The 20,837-nt window shown below is 51.1% G+C and carries 21 protein-coding genes; 13 read left to right on the plus strand and 8 right to left on the minus strand.

Features of this window, described 5'->3' with window-relative positions:
* Window positions 1-65 precede the first annotated feature (65 nt).
* A complete protein-coding gene (locus H583_RS0122660) occupies window positions 66-1,211 on the minus strand; it encodes a THUMP domain-containing class I SAM-dependent RNA methyltransferase (protein ID WP_028562468.1) in 1,146 nt (381 codons plus the stop codon).
* Window positions 1,212-1,313: 102 nt separating this feature from the next.
* Between H583_RS0122660 and H583_RS0122665 the strand changes: the two genes are divergently transcribed.
* On the plus strand, window positions 1,314-1,970 hold the full coding sequence (locus H583_RS0122665) for an O-methyltransferase (protein ID WP_245585971.1): 657 nt from the start codon (window positions 1,314-1,316) through the stop codon (window positions 1,968-1,970).
* Here H583_RS0122665 and H583_RS0122670 read toward each other — a convergent pair.
* Window positions 1,914-3,143 carry an MFS transporter gene (locus H583_RS0122670; RefSeq protein WP_028562470.1) on the minus strand — a complete coding sequence of 410 codons (1,230 nt, stop codon included), beginning with the start codon at window positions 3,141-3,143 and terminating at the stop codon, window positions 1,914-1,916. The genes H583_RS0122665 and H583_RS0122670 overlap by 57 nt on opposite strands.
* A gap of 211 nt (window positions 3,144-3,354) precedes the next feature.
* Between H583_RS0122670 and hemE the strand changes: the two genes are divergently transcribed.
* From hemE to H583_RS0122690, 4 genes are all read left to right on the plus strand, one after another.
* Window positions 3,355-4,416: a uroporphyrinogen decarboxylase gene (gene hemE, locus H583_RS0122675; RefSeq protein WP_028562471.1), complete on the plus strand. Its 1,062-nt coding sequence runs from the start codon at window positions 3,355-3,357 to the stop codon at window positions 4,414-4,416.
* A gap of 6 nt (window positions 4,417-4,422) precedes the next feature.
* Entirely contained in the window at window positions 4,423-5,352 is a 930-nt protein-coding gene (hemH, locus tag H583_RS0122680; protein ID WP_028562472.1) for a ferrochelatase, read from the plus strand.
* A gap of 81 nt (window positions 5,353-5,433) precedes the next feature.
* The gene (gene hemG, locus H583_RS0122685) at window positions 5,434-6,885 is read left to right on the plus strand and encodes a protoporphyrinogen oxidase (RefSeq protein ID WP_028562473.1); all 1,452 of its coding nucleotides are present in this window, start codon (window positions 5,434-5,436) and stop codon (window positions 6,883-6,885) included.
* 139 nt (window positions 6,886-7,024) lie between these two features.
* The gene (locus H583_RS0122690; protein WP_028562474.1) at window positions 7,025-7,459 is read left to right on the plus strand and encodes an Rrf2 family transcriptional regulator; all 435 of its coding nucleotides are present in this window, start codon (window positions 7,025-7,027) and stop codon (window positions 7,457-7,459) included.
* Window positions 7,460-7,507: 48 nt separating this feature from the next.
* On the opposite strand, the gene H583_RS0122695 is transcribed toward H583_RS0122690, so the two are convergent.
* Window positions 7,508-7,870 carry a VOC family protein gene (locus H583_RS0122695; protein WP_028562475.1) on the minus strand — a complete coding sequence of 121 codons (363 nt, stop codon included), beginning with the start codon at window positions 7,868-7,870 and terminating at the stop codon, window positions 7,508-7,510.
* A gap of 316 nt (window positions 7,871-8,186) precedes the next feature.
* Between H583_RS0122695 and H583_RS0122700 the strand changes: the two genes are divergently transcribed.
* The gene (locus tag H583_RS0122700) at window positions 8,187-9,464 is read left to right on the plus strand and encodes a CapA family protein (protein ID WP_245585972.1); all 1,278 of its coding nucleotides are present in this window, start codon (window positions 8,187-8,189) and stop codon (window positions 9,462-9,464) included.
* A 34-nt stretch (window positions 9,465-9,498) separates the two neighbouring features.
* Complete coding sequence (locus tag H583_RS0122705; protein WP_028562477.1) at window positions 9,499-10,227, plus strand: glycerophosphodiester phosphodiesterase; 729 nt, start codon at window positions 9,499-9,501, stop codon at window positions 10,225-10,227.
* A 121-nt stretch (window positions 10,228-10,348) separates the two neighbouring features.
* Here H583_RS0122705 and H583_RS0122710 read toward each other — a convergent pair whose 3' ends face one another.
* Entirely contained in the window at window positions 10,349-11,527 is a 1,179-nt protein-coding gene (locus H583_RS0122710) for an HD domain-containing phosphohydrolase (protein ID WP_245585973.1), read from the minus strand.
* Between the two features lie 97 nt (window positions 11,528-11,624).
* On the opposite strand from H583_RS0122710, the gene H583_RS0122715 reads away from it, so the two are divergent.
* Window positions 11,625-12,500, plus strand: a complete 876-nt coding sequence (locus tag H583_RS0122715) for a DUF92 domain-containing protein (RefSeq protein WP_051236852.1) — start codon at window positions 11,625-11,627, stop codon at window positions 12,498-12,500.
* Window positions 12,501-12,616: 116 nt separating this feature from the next.
* On the opposite strand, the gene pepF is transcribed toward H583_RS0122715, so the two are convergent.
* From pepF to H583_RS0122730, 3 genes are all read right to left on the minus strand, one after another.
* A complete protein-coding gene (pepF, locus tag H583_RS0122720; RefSeq protein WP_028562480.1) occupies window positions 12,617-14,407 on the minus strand; it encodes an oligoendopeptidase F in 1,791 nt (596 codons plus the stop codon).
* 365 nt (window positions 14,408-14,772) lie between these two features.
* Window positions 14,773-14,946, minus strand: coding sequence for a hypothetical protein (locus H583_RS37255; protein ID WP_036710508.1), 174 nt, complete (start codon window positions 14,944-14,946; stop codon window positions 14,773-14,775).
* 23 nt (window positions 14,947-14,969) lie between these two features.
* Window positions 14,970-15,203 carry a hypothetical protein gene (locus H583_RS0122730; protein ID WP_028562481.1) on the minus strand — a complete coding sequence of 78 codons (234 nt, stop codon included), beginning with the start codon at window positions 15,201-15,203 and terminating at the stop codon, window positions 14,970-14,972.
* A gap of 176 nt (window positions 15,204-15,379) precedes the next feature.
* Here H583_RS0122730 and H583_RS0122735 point away from each other — a divergent pair, with 176 nt between their 5' ends.
* Together H583_RS0122735 and H583_RS0122740 are read left to right on the plus strand one after the other, a co-directional pair.
* Window positions 15,380-16,075, plus strand: coding sequence for a class I SAM-dependent methyltransferase (locus tag H583_RS0122735; RefSeq protein WP_036710510.1), 696 nt, complete (start codon window positions 15,380-15,382; stop codon window positions 16,073-16,075).
* A gap of 205 nt (window positions 16,076-16,280) precedes the next feature.
* Window positions 16,281-16,478: a cold shock domain-containing protein gene (locus H583_RS0122740; RefSeq protein ID WP_028562483.1), complete on the plus strand. Its 198-nt coding sequence runs from the start codon at window positions 16,281-16,283 to the stop codon at window positions 16,476-16,478.
* 307 nt (window positions 16,479-16,785) lie between these two features.
* On the opposite strand, the gene H583_RS0122745 is transcribed toward H583_RS0122740, so the two are convergent.
* Window positions 16,786-17,976, minus strand: a complete 1,191-nt coding sequence (locus H583_RS0122745) for an MFS transporter (protein WP_028562484.1) — start codon at window positions 17,974-17,976, stop codon at window positions 16,786-16,788.
* A gap of 347 nt (window positions 17,977-18,323) precedes the next feature.
* On the opposite strand from H583_RS0122745, the gene H583_RS0122750 reads away from it, so the two are divergent.
* Genes H583_RS0122750 through pfkA form a run of 3 tightly spaced genes read left to right on the plus strand, consistent with a single transcriptional unit; the run spans window position 18,324 to window position 20,735 of the window.
* Window positions 18,324-18,626, plus strand: coding sequence for a hypothetical protein (locus H583_RS0122750; RefSeq protein WP_028562485.1), 303 nt, complete (start codon window positions 18,324-18,326; stop codon window positions 18,624-18,626).
* A 43-nt stretch (window positions 18,627-18,669) separates the two neighbouring features.
* Window positions 18,670-19,749: a tetraprenyl-beta-curcumene synthase family protein gene (locus H583_RS0122755; RefSeq protein WP_081667496.1), complete on the plus strand. Its 1,080-nt coding sequence runs from the start codon at window positions 18,670-18,672 to the stop codon at window positions 19,747-19,749.
* A 17-nt stretch (window positions 19,750-19,766) separates the two neighbouring features.
* Window positions 19,767-20,735 (plus strand): 6-phosphofructokinase, encoded by a 969-nt coding sequence (pfkA, locus tag H583_RS0122760; RefSeq protein WP_028562487.1) that lies wholly within the window; start codon window positions 19,767-19,769, stop codon window positions 20,733-20,735.
* Window positions 20,736-20,837: the final 102 nt, after the last annotated feature.

Here is a 20,837-nt window from a genome sequence, read left to right on the forward strand (position 1 = left end):
ATAGCCGTGTGTTCAGCTCCTTTGTCTTTATTGCACTTCAGTACTGCCTGATTTCAGCAAGATCCTTAATGGGACTGCGGGCGGGGAGGCAGCGGTCCGAAATATTGATAGAGCGCGCATTCGATCCGCCCGTTATACAATTTGCGCTTTTTGTCTGCTGGCCGTCCGAAGTAATGCTCAAAGCTTTTGGCCGGACTAATGGCAAATAAGGACCAGTTTGGCTGGCGACTGGCCATTGTACCAAGCTGGCGCACAGCTTTCTCCGCTTCCTGGTCATCCCCAAGCCGCTGTCCATAAGGCGGATTCGTCAGTATGCAGCCGTAATCGCCCAGTGGAACCGCTTTGTTTACAGGAACCGGCTGGAAGGAAATTTCATTGCCGAGACCGGCTTTTTTGGCTGCACCTCTGGCAATCTCGATCGCATTTGGATCAATATCCGAGCCGGTAATTTCCAGCGGAATATCATCCTTCACCGCATCATACGCTTCCTCGCGTGCCTGCTCCCAGCGATTCTCGCCGATGATCGGCCAATGATCGCTGCTAAAGCTGCGGCGGATGCCCGGGGCAATGTTCCAGCCGATCAAAGCTGCTTCGATCGGCAGTGTGCCGGAGCCGCAGAACGGGTCATGCAGCGGACGTTCCGGACGCCAGCGGCTGAGCAGGACGATTGCGGCAGCCATCGTTTCCTTAAGCGGCGCTTCGGTTGCGACCTTGCGGTAACCGCGCTTGTGAAGGCTTGGCCCAGTCGTATCCAGTGTAAGCAGTGCAATATCATTCAGCAGAGAAACCTCGGCGACGTAGCGCGCCCCGTTTTCCGGGAACCATTCATGCTTGTACTGCTGCTTCATTTTTTCTACGATTGCCTTCTTCACAATCCCCTGGCAGGCTGGCACACTGGATAGCTGCGACTTGTGGGAGCGGCCCTCCACCGGGAATTCACCGTTCTCTGGAATCCAGTCAGGCCAGTCAAGCGCCTTCGTCCCCTCGAACAGCTCGTCAAAGGTGCGGGCGGGGAATTCACCCATCTTGATCAGAATCCGGTCTGCTGTACGCAGCCACAGATTCGTGCGGCAGATATCCTCATAGCCGCCATCGAAATTGACTCTTCCATTTTCTGTTTTCGTGTTCTCATACCCCAGCTCTTTCAGCTCGCGGGCGACAATAGCCTCAAGTCCCATTGGACAGGTAGCTATCAGTTGCAGGTTCTTCATAGGTTTCTTTTCACTCCGTATTATCAGCTTGGCCTTGTGTCTGCAATTGCGATTTGTAATCACAGGCCCAACAACATACAATCAAGTATAGGATAAAGTAGAATGATTGACAAACACGGAGGAGATTTCATGGAAGCAGCAGAGAAATATGTAGCGGAACTTTTCCGCGAGGATGAGCATTTGGGACGGGCGAAGAAGGGGATTCGCGAAGCCGGCATGCCGGAGATTTCTATCCAGCCTGCCTTCGGCAGAATGCTGACGATGCTTGTGTATACGTCCGGAGCGCAAAATATTTTGGAGATTGGTGCGCTTGGCGGGTACAGCGGCATCTGCCTGGCCCGCGGTCTGCGGGAAGGGGGCAGCCTTACCTCGCTGGAGCTGGAGGCGAAGTATGCCGACGTAGCGCAGCGGCATCTGGATGCGGCAGGGCTTGGCAATAAGGTTACATACCGGATTGGCGATGCGGCCCAAAGCCTCGCTGAGCTGGAGCAGGAAGAGAGGCGCTTTGATTTCTTCTTCATTGACGCTGACAAGCAGGGCTACCCGGTTTATCTGGACTATGCGCTGCGGCTGGCCCGCCCGGGAGCACTGATTGTTGCGGATAATACATTGCTCAGAGGACGGGTGACTGATCCTGACAAGCAGGGCCCGTCCGTAGAGGCAATGCGCAGCTTTAATGAACGGCTGGCGACGGATGAGCGCCTAATCAGCACCCTGATCCCGGCGTACGACGGGCTCTCCGTTGCCGTGGTGAAGTGAGCGGCGCACCCACAGGAAATTAAGCAGGAACATGCCGGATGAGATGAGAAAGACGCCGCTGATTCCGGTCCAGCCGGAAATAACCCCTCCTGTTATCGGCCCGACCATATTGCCGAGACTGAGCATGCTGCTGTTAAAGCTGTATGCGCGGCTTTCTCTTCCTTCCGGCGTATACCGCCGAATCAGCGAGTTCACGGTTGGAATCAGGCCGCCTAGGAAAATGCCAAGCAGGAACCGTACGATCAGCAGTTGCCAGACGGTGCCGACGAATGCTTGCGGGATGAACAGGATCGCAGCCCCAAGCAGGGCGACGCCGAGTATTTTCTCCGGCCCGATCCGGTCTCCCAGCTTGCCAAGCAGCGGCGCTGCCACCATATTCGACAGTCCGGTCACGGAGCCGACAAAGCCGGCCCAGAATGCCACATTCTCCGCTGTTCCATGCAGATGCTGTACGTACAGCGGAATGAGCGGCATGGGCGATATCATGGCGAATTGAATCATAAAGGTTACAGCGTAAAGGGCGTTGAGCTGGGGTACTTTTGTCAGTTCGCGAAGCCCCTGTACAACCGAGACCTGCGGAGCAGCCGCGGCTTTCTCCTTATCGAATTTCTCCTTGACCGTAAACATGGCCAGCATGGAGGCAATAAACAGAAGCGAGCCTGTAATATAAAAGATCGGCCGGTAGCCGAAGGCATTCGCCATCATACCGCCGAAAAAAGGTCCAAGAATTGTACCGGCTATCGCTCCCGATTGCAGCGTACCCATGACGAAGCCCATTTTTTCTTTGGGCGCTGTCGAAGAGACAAGCGATATCGATGCCGGATTAAAGCCGGATATCGTTCCGTTGACCATCCTCAGCACCAGCAGATGCCAGGGGGCAGTTGCAAAGCCCATCATCGTCATGACAATGGCCATCCCGAAGCCGGAGCGAAGCAGCATAACCTTCCGGCCGTAACGGTCCGACAGCTTCCCCCATAGCGGCTGAAATAAAAAAGATGTAACAAAATTTCCGGCAAATATCAGGCCGGCCCAGGTGCCGATCTGGTGCTCATCCTGCAGGCCGAGATCATTTTGCAGATAAAGAGACAGAAAAGGGACAATCATTGTCATTCCAGCCATGACAAGGAATTGCCCAAACCATAGAACGATCAGATTGACTTTCCATTGTTCCATTGCCCGTATGCACCTCCATATGCTGCAAATTCAGTTTCTTCCATTCCGGCAATACGAGTCAAATTCTAGTATATCACAGCTGGCAAGTTTCTCCTTCCTGATAACGCCCACATTGTCAAACTATTGTCATACTAGAGCAACGGTCAGCGGTTGTTAGCTATAGTCAAAAAGGGCATAATGGAAGGTAATACGCATGAAATGGGGAACACAAATGACATACAACGACCGGTTTATTCGCGCTTGCCGCAAGGAAAGCGTGGATCAATTGCCTGTCTGGTATATGAGGCAAGCGGGCCGTTATGACCCGGATTACCGCAAAATTAAAGAAAACTATTCGCTTCTCGAAATTTGCCGACAGCCGGAGCTGGCTGCCGAAGTGACGCTGATGCCGGTGAAAAAGCTGGGTGTCGACGCCGCTATTTTATATTCGGATATTATGAATCCGGTTGCTTCCATCGGAATCGATTTTGATATTGTGCAAAATATTGGTCCTGTTATACATAACCCGATCCGCAGCAAGGCGGATGTCGAGCGTTTGAAGCCAATTGATGTAGAGGGCGATCTGTCCCATGTCATCGAGACAATCCGCATTCTGGACCGTGAGCTGACTGTTCCGCTTATTACGTTTGCCGGAGCGCCGTTCACGATTGCCAGCTATCTGATTGAAGGCCGTCCTTCCAAAAACTACATCCGCACCAAGGAAATGATGTACAGCGAGCCTGAGGTATGGCACCTGCTAATGGAGAAGCTCGGCGATATGGTCATCACCTATTTGCGTGCACATATGGCCGCAGGCGGCAAGGCATTCCAGCTGTTTGACAGCTGGGTAGGGGCACTGTCCCCTTATGATTTCCAAAAATTCGTACTGCCGACCATTGAGCGGATTTTTGATTCGCTATCCGACCTTAGCCAGCCTAAAATCTACTTCCCTGGCGTAAGCTCCGGAGAGCTGCTGCCGGTGCTTGGCAATGTGAAGGCCGATGTAATCGGTCTGGACTGGCGTGTCTCAATTGCCGAAGGCAGAAGAAGACTGGGAGGCAAATATGCGGTACAAGGCAACCTGGACCCGCTTGTGCTGACAGCCCCCCAATCCGTTATTGAAGAATACGCGGCTGCCATTATCGATCAGGGACTTGAACAGCCGGGCTTTGTCTTCAATCTGGGACACGGGCTGTTCCCGGAAGCATCGCTGGACAAGCTGCGTGAGCTGACAGGCTTTATTCACCAGTATTCGCAACAGAAAATCACCGCGCTTAGCGGACAAAGGAGCTGACCATCCATGGCACAGCCAAAAATCGGTGTGCTCGTCATGTCCTACGGGACACCTGAGAGCATGGAGGATGTTAAGGAATACTATACCCATATCCGCCGCGGCAATCCGCCTTCCGAAGAGCAACTTGCCGATTTGACTGGCCGTTATGAGGCGATTGTTGGCGGCTTTTTCCCGCTTCGCAAAAATACCGATAATCAGGTAGCAGGGCTCCAGGCGACACTGGACCGTCTTGCTCCGGATTGTTATGTCTGCTATCAAGGGCTGAAACATGCAAAGCCGTATATTGAAGATGGCGTGAAGCAGATGCGTGAAGACGGCATCACGGAAGCAGTAGGAATTGTGCTCGCTCCGCATTATTCCACGATGAGTGTGGGCAGCTACATCAAACGGGCCAAGGAAACGGCAGACTCGGTTGGCATCCGCATGAAGTTTGTTGAGGAATACCATCTGCATCCGAAGCTGGTTGAGGCGTTGACTGTACGGGTAATAGACGGGATTGGCAAGCTGGGTTCCGAGCCTTCCGCAAATGATGTGAAGGTGCTGTTCAGTGCGCACAGCCTGCCCGAACGGATTGTTCAGATGAAAGACCCGTATCCGGAGCAATTGCTGGCTACGTCCAAGGCGGTGGCGGAAGCGGCAGGAGTTCAGGACTGGGAGTTTACCTGGCAGAGCGCAGGCAGAACACATGAACCATGGCTGGGACCGGACATTCTGGATACCCTGCAGGCGATTAGCGGCGCAGGGGCGAAAAAGGTGCTGGGAGCGCCTATCGGATTTGTGTCCGATCATCTGGAGGTGCTCTACGATCTGGATATCGAGGCCAAGGCTGAAGCGGACAAGCTGGGCATGCAATTTGAGCGGATTGAAATGCTGAATACCGATCCACTATACATGGAAGTATTGGCGGATTCGGTCATAGGCGCCAACGCCAAATAGAGGCTGATTTGATAACGATAGAATCATGAATCCGCCGGTCAACGATCAGGCGGGTTCATGGTAAAAAGGGAGCGGTAATGAATGCGGGGAACAGGACAGACCGATCGAATTGTCATTATTGGCGGGGGGATCAGCGGCCTGAGCTCCGCTTTCTACGTCCTGCGCCAGGCCCGGGAGTCGGGCCGGCAGGTGCAGGTGACGATTGTGGAGGAAGCGCCGCAGCTGGGTGGAAAAATCGACACGCTGCATAAGGAAGGATTTGTGATTGAGAAGGGGCCGGACTCCTTTTTGGCACGCAAGCGTGCGATTGTGGATTTAGCTGTAGATCTTGGCATTGAGCAGGAACTGACTGCCCAGAATCCGAACGGGCGCAAATCGTATATTTTGCGTGGCGGCAAGCTCCATCCAATGCCGCAGGGGCTGATGCTGGGCGTGCCAACCGACCTGGACGGACTGGAGAGCACGGAGCTGATAACGGAGGGCGCCAAACAGAGGGTATTACAGGATTTGGAACTCGCAGCGCAAGAGGGCAGTGACGATGAATCGGTCGGTCATTTCCTGGAGCGCCGCCTTGGCAAAGAGGCTGTCCAGCTCCTTGCCGAGCCGCTGCTGGCCGGCATTTACGCGGGTGATTTGTACAAGCTGAGCCTGCGCGCTACTTTCCCGCAATTCCGCGATGCTGAGCTTCGGCATGGCAGCCTGATACGGGGAATGCAGGAGAGCCGCAAAGCTTCAGTTGCCGCAGCAGCAGGCAATGATTTGCCCGAGCATGTGAGGGGGAGCATGTTCCTGACCTTCCGCAATGGGCTGTCCGCTCTAGTAGAAGCGCTGGAGCAGGCGCTGCCGGCTGTAGACCTTAAGCTGGGTGTCAAAGCCGCTGCTGTCCGCAGACTGCCGCAGAAGGGCGGCAATGCGGCCTATGAGGTGGAGCTTGATACGGGTGAAAAGCTGGAAGCTGACGCGGTTAACGTGACTGTGCAGGCATTTGGGGCAGCAGAGCTGCTTCGTCCCTTGATGGATGTGAGCGAGCTGGAAGCAGTACGCTATGTTTCAGTAGCCAATGTGGTACTGGCCTTCGACAAGGCGAGCTTCGGACTCCAGTTCGACGGTTCGGGATTTGTAATCCCGCGCGTGGAGGGCCGTCAAATAACTGCCTGCACCTGGACCTCAACCAAATGGACGCATACAAGCCCGGAAGATAAGGTGCTGTTCCGCTGCTATCTCGGGCGCTCAGGCGCTGAGGAGGTTGTAGAGCTGGATGATGAACAGCTCATAGCTCTCGTCCGGCGCGAGGTCAAGGAGATTATGGGTGTGAATACGGAGCCGCAGTTTGCCGAAATTACCCGTCTGCGCCATTCCATGCCGCAGTATCCGGTTGGACATGTGGAGAACATGGCTCGGCTGCGCAAGCGTGCAGCTGAACAGCTTCCGGGCGTATGGATTACAGGAGCTGCCTTTGACGGAGTCGGGCTGCCGGACTGCATCCGCCAGGGCAAGGAAGCAGCATCTGCAATTCTGGACAGCTTGCAATAGAGAATTGTTGCCGGTTTTGCAGGGCTGAATAATGAATTAGTTGAACACGGCGCCTCATCGGACGGGGCGTCTTTATTTTGCACGTTGATTGACCTGTTCGTTTATTGGAACTATACTGTGTAGCAAAGAGGGTGGGTAGATGAAAAAAATTAGCAGCCGTTTTTCCATGGCAGTCCATATTCTCTCTATGGTCACGTTGGACCCGCTATATAGTACAGGCGATCGCATAGCACGAAGTATCAATAGCAATCCTGTTGTCATCAGACGGATCATGGCCCAGCTCAAAAAAGCAGGGTATATTGAAACAAAATCCGGAGTTGCAGGAGCCTCCCTTCGGGTATCTCCCGAAAGCTTAACCTTACTGGATATCTACCGGGCGGTTGAATCTGTGGAAGGAAACCAGCTTTTCAATTTTCATAAGGACCCTGACCCCAATTGCTCTGTAGGGATGAATATTGAATCGGTTCTTGCACCACAACTCTCTCATGCGCAGATGGCAATGGAGAATGAATTAGCTTCCGTTACCCTTGCTCGGATTGTTGAGCAATTACGGACAAAAGAGGATAAAAAATAAAGCTGCTCCCTGTCGTGGAGCAGCTTTATTTTTTATCTTTTAAATCAGTCACTCAGCAGCTTGTGCAGGCTCTACATATTCTATAAAACTGCCATCGGGATGTTGTACAAAAATGCTTGGACCAATAGGACCATGCTGATCCCTTATTATGAGGGTATTTTGCTGTTTTAATTCTTCCTTCAATTCGTTCATGGAATCAACGTACACGACAGCACGGAGTGATCTGGCAGGCTCCAAGGCCTCCGTACTTCCGGATACGATAACGTAAGGATATACTGTGGCTAAGGACAAGCCGGCTTCGGGAATATCCCATCGCCGATCCATAGTCCGGTTAGCAAGAGATTCATAATAAGCAACAGTTGTATCTAGTTGATTGGTAAAAACGGGGATAAAATGATCTGTGATTTTCATAGTAACCTCCCAAAATTTTTAACCTATAACCAAAATGGTTATAACTATTATAGTTATATAGGAATATTATGATCTTGTCAAACTTTTTTGGTGCGCCAGGAAATTAGATGATGATTCAATTTCTTGCAGGGATAAGGACTTTTAGCAGTGTAACACCCTGCAGGATAACTGCTATAATGGAGGAGATTTAACGAGACGTTAATGACAGTCAAAAGGGGTCTAAGCAATCATGCCTATCAGCCGATCGGACAAACACAAACAAAAAAAAAGCAGGAAACAGAGAAAAGTCAGGCGTCTCCTGATATTAAATGGGGTAATGGCGGCATTATTAATCGTCTTCGCTGCCTTATTATGGGGAAGCTACAATGGACTTTGGGATAATGGGGCTGCGTCGCCGGGCCCTCAGATTGCCGATCGCAACGAGCCGGGAATTCAGGAAAACCGCGACAAGAGCGGCAATGGGCAGGAACAGAATCAGAATCAGGAAGAACTTCCACCGGAAGGCGGTACGTCTTTGCCGGACCCGAGTGACGGAGTGCAAGAGCCTGATGAAACGCCTGATGATGGGTTGAATACGCCAGCAGATCCAAATGAGGGCAGTCAGCCGCCCGAACATCAGCCGGTCAATCCGCAGTATGGGGAGGAGGATGAGCAGGTGCTGCTCGCTTTCGTCGGAGATATTTTATTGGCGGGCTCCGTACAGAAGCAGCTGGATGAACAAGGTTATGATTATCCTTACGCAAAATCGCTGTCCTATCTGGCTGATGCGGATTTGACGGCAGGCAATCTGGAGAGCCCGTTCACAACCCGCGGCACACCTGCCGAAGACAAAAAGTTCGTGTTTAACGGCAAGCCTGAATCTCTGCCAGCGCTCAAAGACGCCGGGTTCAATGTCGTTACGCTGGCTAATAATCATACGCTCGATATGGGTGTCGAAGGTCTGCTCGACACGATGAAGCATCTGGATAAGGCCGGTATTCCCCATGTGGGGGCAGGCAATAATGATACCGAGGCTTTCACGCCTGTCATTCTTGAAGCAAAAGGCATTAAGGTGGCATACATAGGCATAAGCCGAGTTGTACCTTTCGTAGAATGGAAGGCGGAGAAATACCGGGCAGGGGTTGCGGAGTCTTATGATACGACCCGTGCCAAGGCGGCGATCGAAAAAGCCAAGAAGGAAGCTGATCTTGTAGTCGTAATGGTTCACTGGGGGATAGAGCGGGCAGATCTTCCTGAGAACTATCAGCGCAGTTTTGCCAGAGAGTACATCGATGCGGGCGCGGATCTCGTTATTGGCTCGCACCCCCATGTGCTGCAAGGCTTTGAACAGTATAAGGGCAAATGGATCGCATACAGTATGGGCAATTTTATTTTTAATATGACATCCACTGAGAAAGCGGCAGAGACCGGTGTGCTGGATGCCAAGTGCAGCCGCAGCGGGGACTGCCAGATGCGATTTCATCCGATGAAGGCTGTCGCATCACAGCCGGCTTTGCTGGAAGGAGAAGCGGCGCAAACTTTGCTGAAACGTATTGAAGCCATTTCATTCGGCGTTAAGATCGATTCGGAAGGAAAACTAAGTTCCGGTTCCTAGCAGGATAGTTCAAAAGATAGCAGGGGGAAAGCTTGTGAACAATTTGTGTGTGGCTCACCGCGGGGCTTCCGGGGAAGCTCCTGAAAATACATTAATTGCAGCCCGCCATGCAATGGCGTATCCATTTGTGCAGTGGATGGAAATCGATGTCCAGTTGTCAAAGGATCAGATTCCGGTTGTTATTCATGACGATTGGGTTAACCGTACGACAAACGGCAAGGGGAAGGTGGCGGACTACACCGCGGAAGAGCTGGCTAATCTGGATGCAGGGCGCTGGTTCGGCCGTTCATTTGAAGGGGAGCCTGTCCCCACACTGGAGCAGATGCTGCACGCAACAGCAGGCCGGTGCAGGCTGAATATTGAACTGAAGACTCTCGGCTCCAATTACCCTGAAATTGAGCAGAAGGTGGTAGAACTGCTGTATAAATATAACCTGCAGTTTGACACTGTCATCACTTCCTTTGATCCGGATACCCTTTACAATGTAAAAAAGATAAGCCCCGATATTGTCACAGGGCTTATCATTGACGCTTCTCCCAGCCAGCTGATCGCCGAGCTGAATCGTCTTGAGGCTGCCTTTTTGTCAATCGGGTATACACAGATTACGCCCCATAGACTGCAGGAATGGCATCAGGCGGGCTTGACGGTAATGGCCTGGACGGTTAATGATGCAGCCACAATGCGCAGGCTGATGGAGATGAATGCGAATTTAATGATTTGCACCAACTACCCGGACCGTTATGCCCAGGCGCTAAGCATGTAGCCGTCTGACAATTGCAACAAAACCCTGCAACTGCCTGTATCCGTCATGATAGGTAACGGAGGCAAGGATGCAGGGTTTTTGTTAAAATGGACAACCTGGTTCAGGTTTCCGTTAGTGCCTTCTAAGCAAGTTCGGATTGCGGTGAGAAGAGCAGCGGGTCCTGGTACTGGTCGCGGATTGCCAGCAGCCTTGGAAGCTGGGTGAAAAAAACATCGACAATCCGGGGGTCAAAATGCTGTCCCCGCTCTTCCTTCATTAGGGAGATAATGCGGTCAAGCTCCCATGCTTTTTTGTACACGCGGTCACTGCCTAGCGCATCGAAGACATCAGCAACAGCGGTAATCCGGCCGTAGAGGTGAATATCATGCCCCTGAAGGCCTTGAGGATACCCGCTTCCGTTCCATTTTTCATGATGCTGGTGCGCGATATAAGCGGCTGAATGAAGAAGCTCCCGCTTGGAGCTTCCCAGCATGTTATAACCAATCACCGTATGGGTTTTCATTAATTCATATTCTTCCGTGGTGAGCTTGCCCGGCTTTTGCAAAATGGAGTCCGGAATGGCGATCTTGCCGATGTCATGCATGGGCGAGGCCATCTTCAGATGTTCGGCTTCTGTCTGGGCAAAGCCAAGTCCGAGCGCCAGAATATAGGAATATTCCGCCACCCGCTTGACATGGTAGCCCGTTTCCTTGGACCGGCTCTCGCCGATTTCACCAAGCGCGAGTATAAGCTCCCGTTGAGTGGATGCAATCTCCTCATGCAAGATGACAGATTCCAGCGATTTACCGGCATAGGAAGCTGCCAGTTTCAGGTATTCCAGGTCCTGGCGGCTGAATACACCGCTTGCGGCCAGCTTGTTGACAGCCTGGTAAGCGCCGATAATCTGCCCGTCGCTGCCGACAAACGGGACGGTTATCACTGTATGTGTCCGGTAACCGGTAGCTCTGTCATTCTCACTATTATGCCGGGGATCAAGAGCGGCATTCTCGATCAGCAGCGGTTCTCCCGTAGCAATGGAATGTCCGACAAATCCGGAGCCGAGCGGGATGCGCAGCTCTTCTACACCGTGAGAGACCCGCGTAAACAGTTCACCCCGGCTGTGGTCAATAATCCAGACTGTGCAGCGGTCTGCCCGTATCATTTCCCGGCCCATGTCCGCCATCAGTATGAGCACGCGCTGCAGACTGCGTTCGTTGGCGATTTTTGTTGTATAATTAAAAATAATGCGCAGCATCTGTTCTGCGCCCAGTTCATCGTACAATGGCTCCATTGGTCCATTGAACAGGGTTTCATCGTCCACCAACACGTACACTCCCCGGTAGAAATGGTATCCAGCTAATGTTGTTATGTTCGACATCTTTTGCCAAATTCCTGCAAACGAAGGAAGGGACTTACTCATGATTGCAGAATGGTTGACCTATGGCTGGTTCCGGCTGCTTGCCGGGCTGGCGGGAAGCCTCCTTATTGCCGGGCTGGCCTATCGCCGCTCCTCGCTTTCAGCCTCAGGAGCGTGGTCGGCCGCAGCGATGGGGACAGCTTATTTTGTTCTGGGCGGTCCCGTATGGTTCGGGACACTGATCGCCTTTTTTATTTCCTCCACGCTTTGGTCCAGGTGGAAGCATAGTTCCCGTGCCAAGCATGCCGCAGAAGCGAATTATGCCAAGGGCAGCAGGCGTGACGGCATGCAGGTATGGGCAAATGGGGGGCTGGGTCTTGTCCTGTGCGCCGCTCATGCCTGGCATCCGGATCCGTTGTGGTTATTTGCCTTTGCCGGTGTGCTGGCCTCTGTTAATGCGGATACTTGGGCCACCGAAATCGGCGCACTCAGCAAAAGTCAGCCCCGGGCACTGCTCACCGGCAAGCTGGTGCCTGCAGGCACCAGCGGCGGGGTCACCCTTCTTGGAAGTCTCGCGGCACTGGGGGGTGCCGCTTTTATTGGCCTTTGTGCCGCACTGCTTAGTCAGGCTGCGCCAATTTCGGCGCCCGGGGCGCTGGTTCAGACTGAACTGACGGCCATTGCCACGCTTGTCCTGATTATTGCAGCCGCAGTCTCCGGTCTCGCGGGTGCCTTCGCAGATTCTCTGATTGGGGCAAGCGGACAAGTCATGTACCGCTGTCCGGCTTGTGCCCGGGAGACGGAGCGGCGTGTTCATTGCAATGTGCAGACCGTCCGTATTCGCGGCTGGTCCTGGATGAATAATGATGCCGTCAATTTCGTGTCCTCCGCCTTTGCCGGAGTACTGGCCATACTGTTGTACCGGTTGTTTATATAACAAGCCGGACAAGCCAATAGATGATCTGCAAAAAAAAGCAAGGGCTGCTTTCGTCACCGGAATGACGGAGCAGCCCTTGCTTTTTATATAGATTGTTTGCTGTCAGGCAGACAAACTTATCCTTCGAGTTGTTCCATTTGCTTGATCAGGTTTTCGAACACACTCATGGCCTGGCTCACAGGCTCCGGTGTAGACATGTCAACGCCGGCAGTTTTCAGAATGTTAATCGAGTAATCGCTGCCCCCGCTCTTCAGGAAGCCGAGATAGCGCTCGACAGCCGGAGCACCTTCCTCCAGAATCTGCTTGGAGAAGCTGGTAGCAGCGGAGAAGCCTGTTGCATATTTGTACACGTAGAAGCTGGTGTAGAAGTGAGGAATACGAGCCCATTCCATTTCAATATCCTGATCAACGACCATGTCTTCGCCATAATACAGGACGTTAAGGTCATAGTAAATTTTGCTCAGCTCTTGCGGTGTCAGTGATTCGCCTTGCTCCACTTTCTCATGAATAATCTTCTCGAATTCAGCGAACATCGTCTGACGGAATACCGTTGTGCGGAACTGGTCCGCATAGTAGGTGAGCAGGTACATTTTTTCCTTCAGATCTGTGGATTTCTCCAGCATGTAGTGCATCAGGAGCGCTTCGTTCAGTGTGGACGCCACTTCGGCCAGGAAGATCGTGTACTGCGCATCACGATAAGGCTGGTTGTTGTCCGAATAGTACGAATGCAGCGCGTGGCCCATCTCATGCGTCAGCGTGAACATGCTGTTCAAATTGTCATTATGATTGAGAAGGACATACGGGTGTGTGCCGTAAGCGCCCCAGCTGTATGCGCCGCTGCGCTTGCCTTCATTCTCATAGATATCAATCCAGCCGTTGTCAAAACCTTGCTGGAGCACGTTCAGGTAATCCTCGCCAAGCGGCTTCAAGCTTTCCTTGACCGTCTTCACTGCCTCCTGATAAGGAATATCCATTTTGAATTCCTCAACAAGAGGGGAGAACAGGTCATACATATGCAGTTCATCAACCTTTAGCAGCTTCTTGCGAAGGTTCATGTACCGGTGCATGAGCGGCAAGTGCTTATGAATGGTATCAATCAGATTTGTATAGACTTCCTTCTGAATGTTGTCGCCAAACAGGGACATTTCCAGTACGGAAGGATATTTGCGCGCACGGGCATAGAATACATTTTTGGTTACATTGGCATTCAATGTAGCGGCCAGTGTATTTTTCATTTTTCCATATGTTTCATACATCGCCTTGAATGCATTTTTGCGGACCTCACGATCCTTGCTCTCCAGGAACTGGATGTAGCGGCCATGTGTCAGCTCGATTTCTTCCCCGTTCTCGTTTTTCACTTTCGGGAATTTCAAATCGGCATTATTCAGCATCGAGAAAATATTGCTAGGCCCTTGGCTGACGTTGCCGACCTGGGCCAGCAGCATTTCTTCTGCTTTGGACAATACGTGAGCTTTCTCGCGCTGCATTTCGAGCAATGTTTGACGGAATGGAGCGAGCTGCGGATCTGCGATGAAAGCTGCCAATTGATTATCGGTCAGGCTGAGCACCTCAGGTGTAATGAACGAGGTCGCTTCGCCGGATTGTACGCTAAGCTTCTTCGCTTTATCGGATAATGCCTGGTTGCCTGGCTCCGCCATGTCTTCATGATGGCGCATGTTCGCATACACATAAAGGCGCTCAACATGGAAGGATAGCTGGTCTTCCAGTTCAAAGCAGGCTTTCAGCTTCGCCGGATCAGACAAAGTGCCTTCGAAGGTAGTGATTTGCTTGATTTGCTCTTTTGCCTGATCATATTCCTGATTCCAGGCGGACTGATCGGCAAAGAGGTCTTCCAATTTCCAGCGGTGCTCGGACTTGACTTCTGAACGCTTCGGTAATTTACTCATTTTGTTCCTCCTCAAATTATGTATCTTAGTACTTTCTTTGCCTGGCTGCAGCTGATGTCCGTTGCCGGCACTGATATGCTCCGGGGTTGCGGAGGAGGACAGCAGGCCAATTGACAGAAGCAGGGAAATCCATTTCAAGGGCATTCACAACTCCTTCATTTTGCCCTAGTATGTTCCAATTTCCGCTGCTTCATGAATGGTATCGTTATGTTTTGTATGAATCCTCGCCGCAAGCTGAAGCTTGCCCTTTGTCGGGACAGGACACCGGCAGACAAGTGATGATCCCAGTCCATAATTACAATATAGCTTACCCCGGCACCTGATAGTCCTCTTGTGAGGAATCAGTGAGAAATTTGTTTTTGAATTTACATCGTTAAGAAGCTATATACAATAAGGAAAAAGGCAAAGGCCAGCATCAGAATGGAAACAAGTGCAAGCCCGCGCCTCAATCCGGCCGGAATCTGGTCTTTTTTCATTATCAAAATAGCACCCAGGCAAAAGGCGGCGATAATAAAAATCAGCGTAGTTGTTGAATCCATACCTTGTCCTCCCAAAATGACGGTTAAATTTCTTTAAAAGCGGCTATGATCGCTTCCCGCTCTTCTTCCCTCCCGATAAAATCCTCAGGACGGAACCGGTTCTCAGCCCAATGCATCATTTGCGGGCGGCTGACGAAGGTGTGGCAGTCCTCTCCCCATTGGTCGGAGATTTCACGTACAATAATCGTTTTGCCCCGGACTTCTACCTTGAGCATATTGTAGTTGTCTTTTTTATAAATTTCGTATTTCTTGAACATATGCTGATTTTTCCTCGCTTTCTTTTCTTACATCATAGCGAAAATAGAGGGTGGAATGCAATGACAAAGGTATGTTACGATAGGCCAAATCTTTATTTTCCTTAAAATGGAACCTATTTTGTTTCAGCGAGATGAGAAGAGAATGACCAGAACAGCTGAGAAGAGGAGAGTTTTGCATGAAAGAATATGAGCAAACAGGCGTTGCCATGACTTGCCGCAGTTTTGAGGAGTATGAGCGGATGTTTTCGCTCTCTGCAGCCGATTGCTTTAAAGGGCCTGTACTGGATATTGCAGCAGGCGCGTCTTCATTTACAGCAGAATCGAGACAACGGGGCATGGATGCTGTTGCAACTGATCCCCGCTATGCCATGGAGCCTGAAGATATTGCTGCAGAGGCCGCGAAGGAAATTGAAGTTTCCACATCCAAACTGGCCAGCCTTAAGGATCAATTCGATTGGAGCTATTATGGTTCAATTGACAGGCATCGTCTTGGCAGGCTCAAATCGATGAATATATTTTATGCGGATTATGTTTCTTCGCGAACGAATGTTTATCTTCCTGGGAGCCTGCCTGATTTGCCGTTTGCCGATGATCAGTTCACAATGGTGCTGTGCAGTCATTTTCTGTTTCTGTACGGAGATCAGAAGGGGGTGGAATTCCATATGCTCGCTCTGAAGGAGATGTTGAGAGTGACCCGAAGAGGCGGCTCGATCCGAATCTATCCTTTGCTAAATTTGCGTTATGAGCCTTACCCTCAGCTTGAAGAGCTGTTGGAGGCTGTGCGGCAATTTGGAGGTGAGCCAAAGACCTGTCCTTCCAGCCTTTCTTTTATCCCGGATTCCACTTCTTATTTGAAGATTATCAAGAACTGAATCCGGCTTTTAAAAATGCTGCGCTCTTCATTTCGTAATCTTTGATTGGAGTATTTTCACAAATTTGTTCAATCAAATTACAATTCGCCAGTAAACAAGCTATTGTAAAAATTTCGGAGTTTGAAATTGCATTATCCATAAAAATACAGTATAATAAAGCTACTCGTCGGTTTTAATCGGCGGTCATTTTTAGGAGGTTGTTCATTTGAAAGGAACAGTTAAATGGTTTAACGCAGAAAAAGGCTACGGTTTTATCTCTATTGAGGATGGCGAAGATGTATTCGTACACTTCTCCGCAATCCAAGGTGATGGATTTAAAACATTGGAAGAAGGTCAATCTGTAGAATTCGATATTACTGAAGGCAATCGTGGACCTCAGGCTGCTAACGTAAATAAATTATAAGATAATTGGTTTTGAATAAACCTTTTATATTATAGGAAGTAGCGATATATCGGCAAAACTCCCGCCCCCTAGAGGTCGGGAGTTTTGTTGTCTTGAGCCGATTGGATGAATGAACAAGGTTCACCAAGCCGGCTCGTTTGCCGGCTGAGGCCAGCAAACGAACCGCATATCTGACGATGCAGCAAGGGCCGGACCCGGAAAAGCTCCTTTCCAGGCTCGGCCCTTGCTTTTTACGCAGGCATAGGCTTCAAGCCAATTTGTGTATATATAATGAACATGCCTTGCCGCTGGCAGCCATGTGTTTATTTTACTTGCTGCGCATATGCTTGACCAGAAAGCCGGCGGCCCCAAGAAGCGCCAGCCATGCTGCGGCTTGAAAGAAGATGCTCCGGCCGAAGTTCTCCAGCACGTACCCGCCAAGCATACCGCTTATTAGACCGGCAACACCAGTCCAGATGACTGCAAAGAGCGCCTGGCCGGAGGCGCGAAACTCATCGGGAATCAGATGTGTCATATATCTTAGCGCTGTCGAGAAAAAGACGCCAAAGGAAATGCTGTGCAAGGCTTGGATCAGTATGGCCCAATCTGGAGCATCGATGCGCGAGAGCAGCCAGAACCTGAGTGCATAAGCGAGCCCGGCGAAGGCCAGCAGGGGCAGATCTTTGAACTTGTGCCCGTATTTGCCGAGCAGGAAGAGCACCGGAATTTCACTTACCGCAGATACCATCCACGCTATTCCCACCATGGATTCATCCGCCCCCATCTGCCTCATCGCAACGGCGAGAAAACCGTCGTTCATCCGGTGCGAGATCGACAGCAGAAGAATCAGCAGGAAGAAAACAAGCACATCCGGTTTGCTGACCAGCCTGAGAAAGCCGCTGTATTGAACCTTCGGTGCGCTGGTCTGCTGGTAGTCCTTCAAGGTAAATGACAAACCTAAAGAGATGATAATGGTGATCATACAGACGATCATCGTCGTGCCTGATCCGCTGGACTTCAGAAACTGGCCGATGCCAAGCGCGGCAACAGCAAAGCCGATAGAGCCAAAGATGCGGATAGAAGGGTATTTGCGCCCTGTATGCTTGACAGACAGCAGGATCAGACTGTCATTTAACGGGTTCAACGGGGTTTGGAAAAAATAAAACCCGGCCATGATAAAGCAGACAGCAATAAAATCGGCTGAGGTTAACAGAAACGACAGCATTCCCAACTGTCCTGCAAGCAGGATCATCATAATTTTGCGGATGGTCCGGAATCTGTCACTGGCCATTCCGGCCAGCAGGTTGGCGAAAATAGCCAGTGCCGGACCGATCGAATACAAAATCCCGATTTGCTGCTCCGAGTACCCTCTATCATGGAAGTAAAGCGGGAAATAGGAGATGACGACAGCCGATGTTGTATAGAAAGAAAAGCTGAAAATTCTCATCCTGGACGCTTCTTTGGAGGCGGTCGGTGATAATTCGGGTTCCTGTGACTCCAGCGCAGATGTAGTTGCCATGATTGGTGATTCCCCTTTTAAACAGTAGGTGTTAGCGAATTATGTTCTGCGGACGGCCCTGTGCACCCGCGGACGTAAAACATTGGTATGTATTGATCACTGCAGCGCCTGCAAGCGCCGCCAGTTGCATTAGCAGCATGGTAAACAGTATATCATGATAAAAGACAAGCGGATATGTCAATAACTAATTTTTCAAGCGGCTGGGCTGCAAAACGGAACGTTACAAATAACCATGCCGGTCAGGAAGGCATAGACAAAATGTGAAACCGTTTACGGTCTGATTTCATTCATTTTCGCTGGATTTGTCACGTTTGAAGTGGTACATTAATGGTTGGAGGATTAAATTGATGACGGGGAACCACTTCAAATGGGATGAGCGCCTGAAAATCGAACTGCCGGACCTGAAGCAGGATTGGGCCAGTTATGCTATACTTGCCTATTGGGAGGCTGTTCGCGGACATATTCCGGATCGGATTATGGCGCTTGAGAAGACAATTAATGAAAAGCAGGCCAAACTGTATGATGAGGATGACTTTGAGGATTCCTGCCGGTTAAATTCGGAGATTGCAGAGCTGGCCAGCCGAATTCATGATTTACATATCTGGTATCGAACGAATCAGGATATGGAACCAAGACGTCATTCCGGATAAACCATTGAACAGGGAGGACGCCTCATTGAATAGTCTGAACGCTATGAAGCACAGGGCTCCCAGCAGCCCGCTGCGGCTAATGTATCGTGTATACAAGTATGTACTTCCAGAAGTAGATGCACAGCTTGATTACTGGAAACGGCGCGCGGAGATGATTCCGGACCCTGAGCTCAGGACGCAGGCGCTGGCCAGCATAGCATCCAAGAAGTTCCATTGCCAGGGCGGCGCGATCTATGCCGCGGCAAGCCTTGATGACCGTCATGTATTGACTCCGCTTATTGTCGCTTTGCAGACGATCAGTGATTATCTGGACAATCTGTGCGACCGGAGCACCTCGCTTGACCCCGATGATTTTCGTCTGCTGCACCAGTCCATGCTGGATGCGGTTGATCTTGAGGCAACACCGAAGGATTACTACGCGCTTCGCCGGGAACGTGACGATGACGGCTATTTGCTGGCTCTGGTAGAGACCTGCCGGCAGAGCATCGCCAAGCTCCCTTCCTATCCGCAGGTCAAGCACCAGGTCATCGATCTGGTCAGCCTTTACGCTGATCTCCAGGTTCACAAGCATATTCGCAAAGACTTGAGAGAGCCGCGCCTGTTAAAATGGTGGGAAGAGAACCGTCACAGCTATCCACAGTTGCAGTGGAATGAGTTCGCAGCAGCGACAGGCTCGACGCTCGGCATGTTCATGCTGTTTCTGGCCGCCGCTCATTCCGGGCTGAAGCAAAAGGATGCAGATACGATCCGCGACGCTTATTTTCCTCATGTCTGCGGACTCCATATATTATTGGATTATCTGATTGACCAGGAGGAGGACCGCGAAGGCGGCGACCTGAACTTCTGCAATTATTATGACAACCAGTCCCAAATGGTGAACCGGATCGGGGATATTGTGCAGAATGCCCGCAGAGATGTCAGGGTATTGCCCGCAGCGCGATTTCATCGTATGGTAATTGAAGGACTGCTTGCCCTGTATTTATCGGACCCCAAGGTGAGAAAACAGGAGGATGTCAAGCGCATCTCCAAGCAGCTCATGAGAAGAAGTCCGTTAACACGGGTATTTTTCTGGCTTAACAGTGTGTATATTCGCGCTAAGCAATATAGATTAAGTGTGGGATAATAGGAGGATTGACAAGCATGTCACAAGTAAAATCAATTGCAGTATTGACAAGCGGCGGAGATTCGCAGGGGATGAATGCAGCCGTACGCGCTGTCGTCAGAAGCGCATTATTTCATGGTCTTGAAGTATACGGAATTCAACGCGGCTATCAGGGGCTGTTGAATAATGACCTCAGACCAATGGATTTGCGCAGTGTTGGGGATATTATTCAGCGCGGCGGCACGGTACTGCAGACAGCGAGATGCAAAGAGTTCATGACGGCTGAAGGCCAGGAGCGCGGCGCCCAGATTTTGCGCGAGCGCGGCATCGACGGCCTGGTTGTTATCGGCGGAGACGGCTCCTATCAGGGAGCGAACAAGCTGAGCAAGCTGGGCATCAAGACAATGGCGCTGCCAGGCACAATTGACAACGACATTCCGTTCACCGATTTCACGATCGGCTTTGATACAGCAGTAAGTATCGTAGTGGATGCTATCAACAAGCTTCGTGATACAATGACCTCCCATGAGCGTTCCTCAATCGTTGAGGTTATGGGCCGCCACTGCGGAGATATTGCTCTTTATGCAGGACTCGCCAGTGGCGCCGAGACGATTATTGTACCGGAGGTTCCCTATGATCTGGAGCAGGTAGCGCTCCGCATGCAGGAGAATTTTGAGCATGGCAAGCGCCACAGCATTATCGTTGTCGCGGAAGGCGCAGGCAGCGGGGAAGATGTGGCCCGCGAGATTACAGCACGCAATGGCATTGAGCCGCGCGTAACTGTACTCGGCCATATTCAGCGCGGCGGTACGCCGACGCATAATGACCGGATTCTTGCGAGCCGTCTGGGCGACTTCGCTGTTCGCAAGCTGATGGAAGGCGATTCTGGCAAATCCTGCGGAATTATTCGCGGGGAATTCGTAGCGACGGATATTGACAAAGTCGTTAACACGAAAAAACCATTCAATATGGATCTTTACGAGCTTGCTCTCCGTTTGTCCCAATAATCAAACCGGAGTCTTATGGCTTTCATAAGGCTCTTTTTTATTGAGATCTACCCGGATAGCCAAGAATTATAAGAGCATTCATCCTGTAGTTTATTTTTCAAG

Origin of the sequence: Paenibacillus pinihumi DSM 23905 = JCM 16419, from assembly GCF_000422505.1 — a bacterium.
Classification (GTDB): domain Bacteria; phylum Bacillota; class Bacilli; order Paenibacillales; family Paenibacillaceae; genus Paenibacillus_D; species Paenibacillus_D pinihumi.

Coding starts and splice junctions, on each gene's coding strand:
- H583_RS37255 (WP_036710508.1), bottom strand. CDS start 14,946: ATGGATTCAACAACTACGCTGATTTTTATTATCGCCGCCTTTTGCCTG.
- H583_RS0122745 (WP_028562484.1), bottom strand. CDS start 17,976: ATGGCAACTACATCTGCGCTGGAGTCACAGGAACCCGAATTATCACCG.
- H583_RS0122715 (WP_051236852.1), top strand. CDS start 11,625: ATGATTGCAGAATGGTTGACCTATGGCTGGTTCCGGCTGCTTGCCGGG.
- H583_RS0122670 (WP_028562470.1), bottom strand. CDS start 3,143: ATGGAACAATGGAAAGTCAATCTGATCGTTCTATGGTTTGGGCAATTC.
- H583_RS0122700 (WP_245585972.1), top strand. CDS start 8,187: ATGGCGGCATTATTAATCGTCTTCGCTGCCTTATTATGGGGAAGCTAC.
- H583_RS0122690 (WP_028562474.1), top strand. CDS start 7,025: ATGAAAAAAATTAGCAGCCGTTTTTCCATGGCAGTCCATATTCTCTCT.
- pepF (WP_028562480.1), bottom strand. CDS start 14,407: ATGAGTAAATTACCGAAGCGTTCAGAAGTCAAGTCCGAGCACCGCTGG.
- pfkA (WP_028562487.1), top strand. CDS start 19,767: ATGTCACAAGTAAAATCAATTGCAGTATTGACAAGCGGCGGAGATTCG.
- hemG (WP_028562473.1), top strand. CDS start 5,434: ATGCGGGGAACAGGACAGACCGATCGAATTGTCATTATTGGCGGGGGG.
- H583_RS0122665 (WP_245585971.1), top strand. CDS start 1,314: ATGATTGACAAACACGGAGGAGATTTCATGGAAGCAGCAGAGAAATAT.
- H583_RS0122695 (WP_028562475.1), bottom strand. CDS start 7,870: ATGAAAATCACAGATCATTTTATCCCCGTTTTTACCAATCAACTAGAT.
- H583_RS0122735 (WP_036710510.1), top strand. CDS start 15,380: ATGAAAGAATATGAGCAAACAGGCGTTGCCATGACTTGCCGCAGTTTT.
- H583_RS0122750 (WP_028562485.1), top strand. CDS start 18,324: ATGACGGGGAACCACTTCAAATGGGATGAGCGCCTGAAAATCGAACTG.
- H583_RS0122660 (WP_028562468.1), bottom strand. CDS start 1,211: ATGAAGAACCTGCAACTGATAGCTACCTGTCCAATGGGACTTGAGGCT.
- hemE (WP_028562471.1), top strand. CDS start 3,355: ATGACATACAACGACCGGTTTATTCGCGCTTGCCGCAAGGAAAGCGTG.
- hemH (WP_028562472.1), top strand. CDS start 4,423: ATGGCACAGCCAAAAATCGGTGTGCTCGTCATGTCCTACGGGACACCT.
- H583_RS0122730 (WP_028562481.1), bottom strand. CDS start 15,203: ATGTTCAAGAAATACGAAATTTATAAAAAAGACAACTACAATATGCTC.
- H583_RS0122755 (WP_081667496.1), top strand. CDS start 18,670: ATGAAGCACAGGGCTCCCAGCAGCCCGCTGCGGCTAATGTATCGTGTA.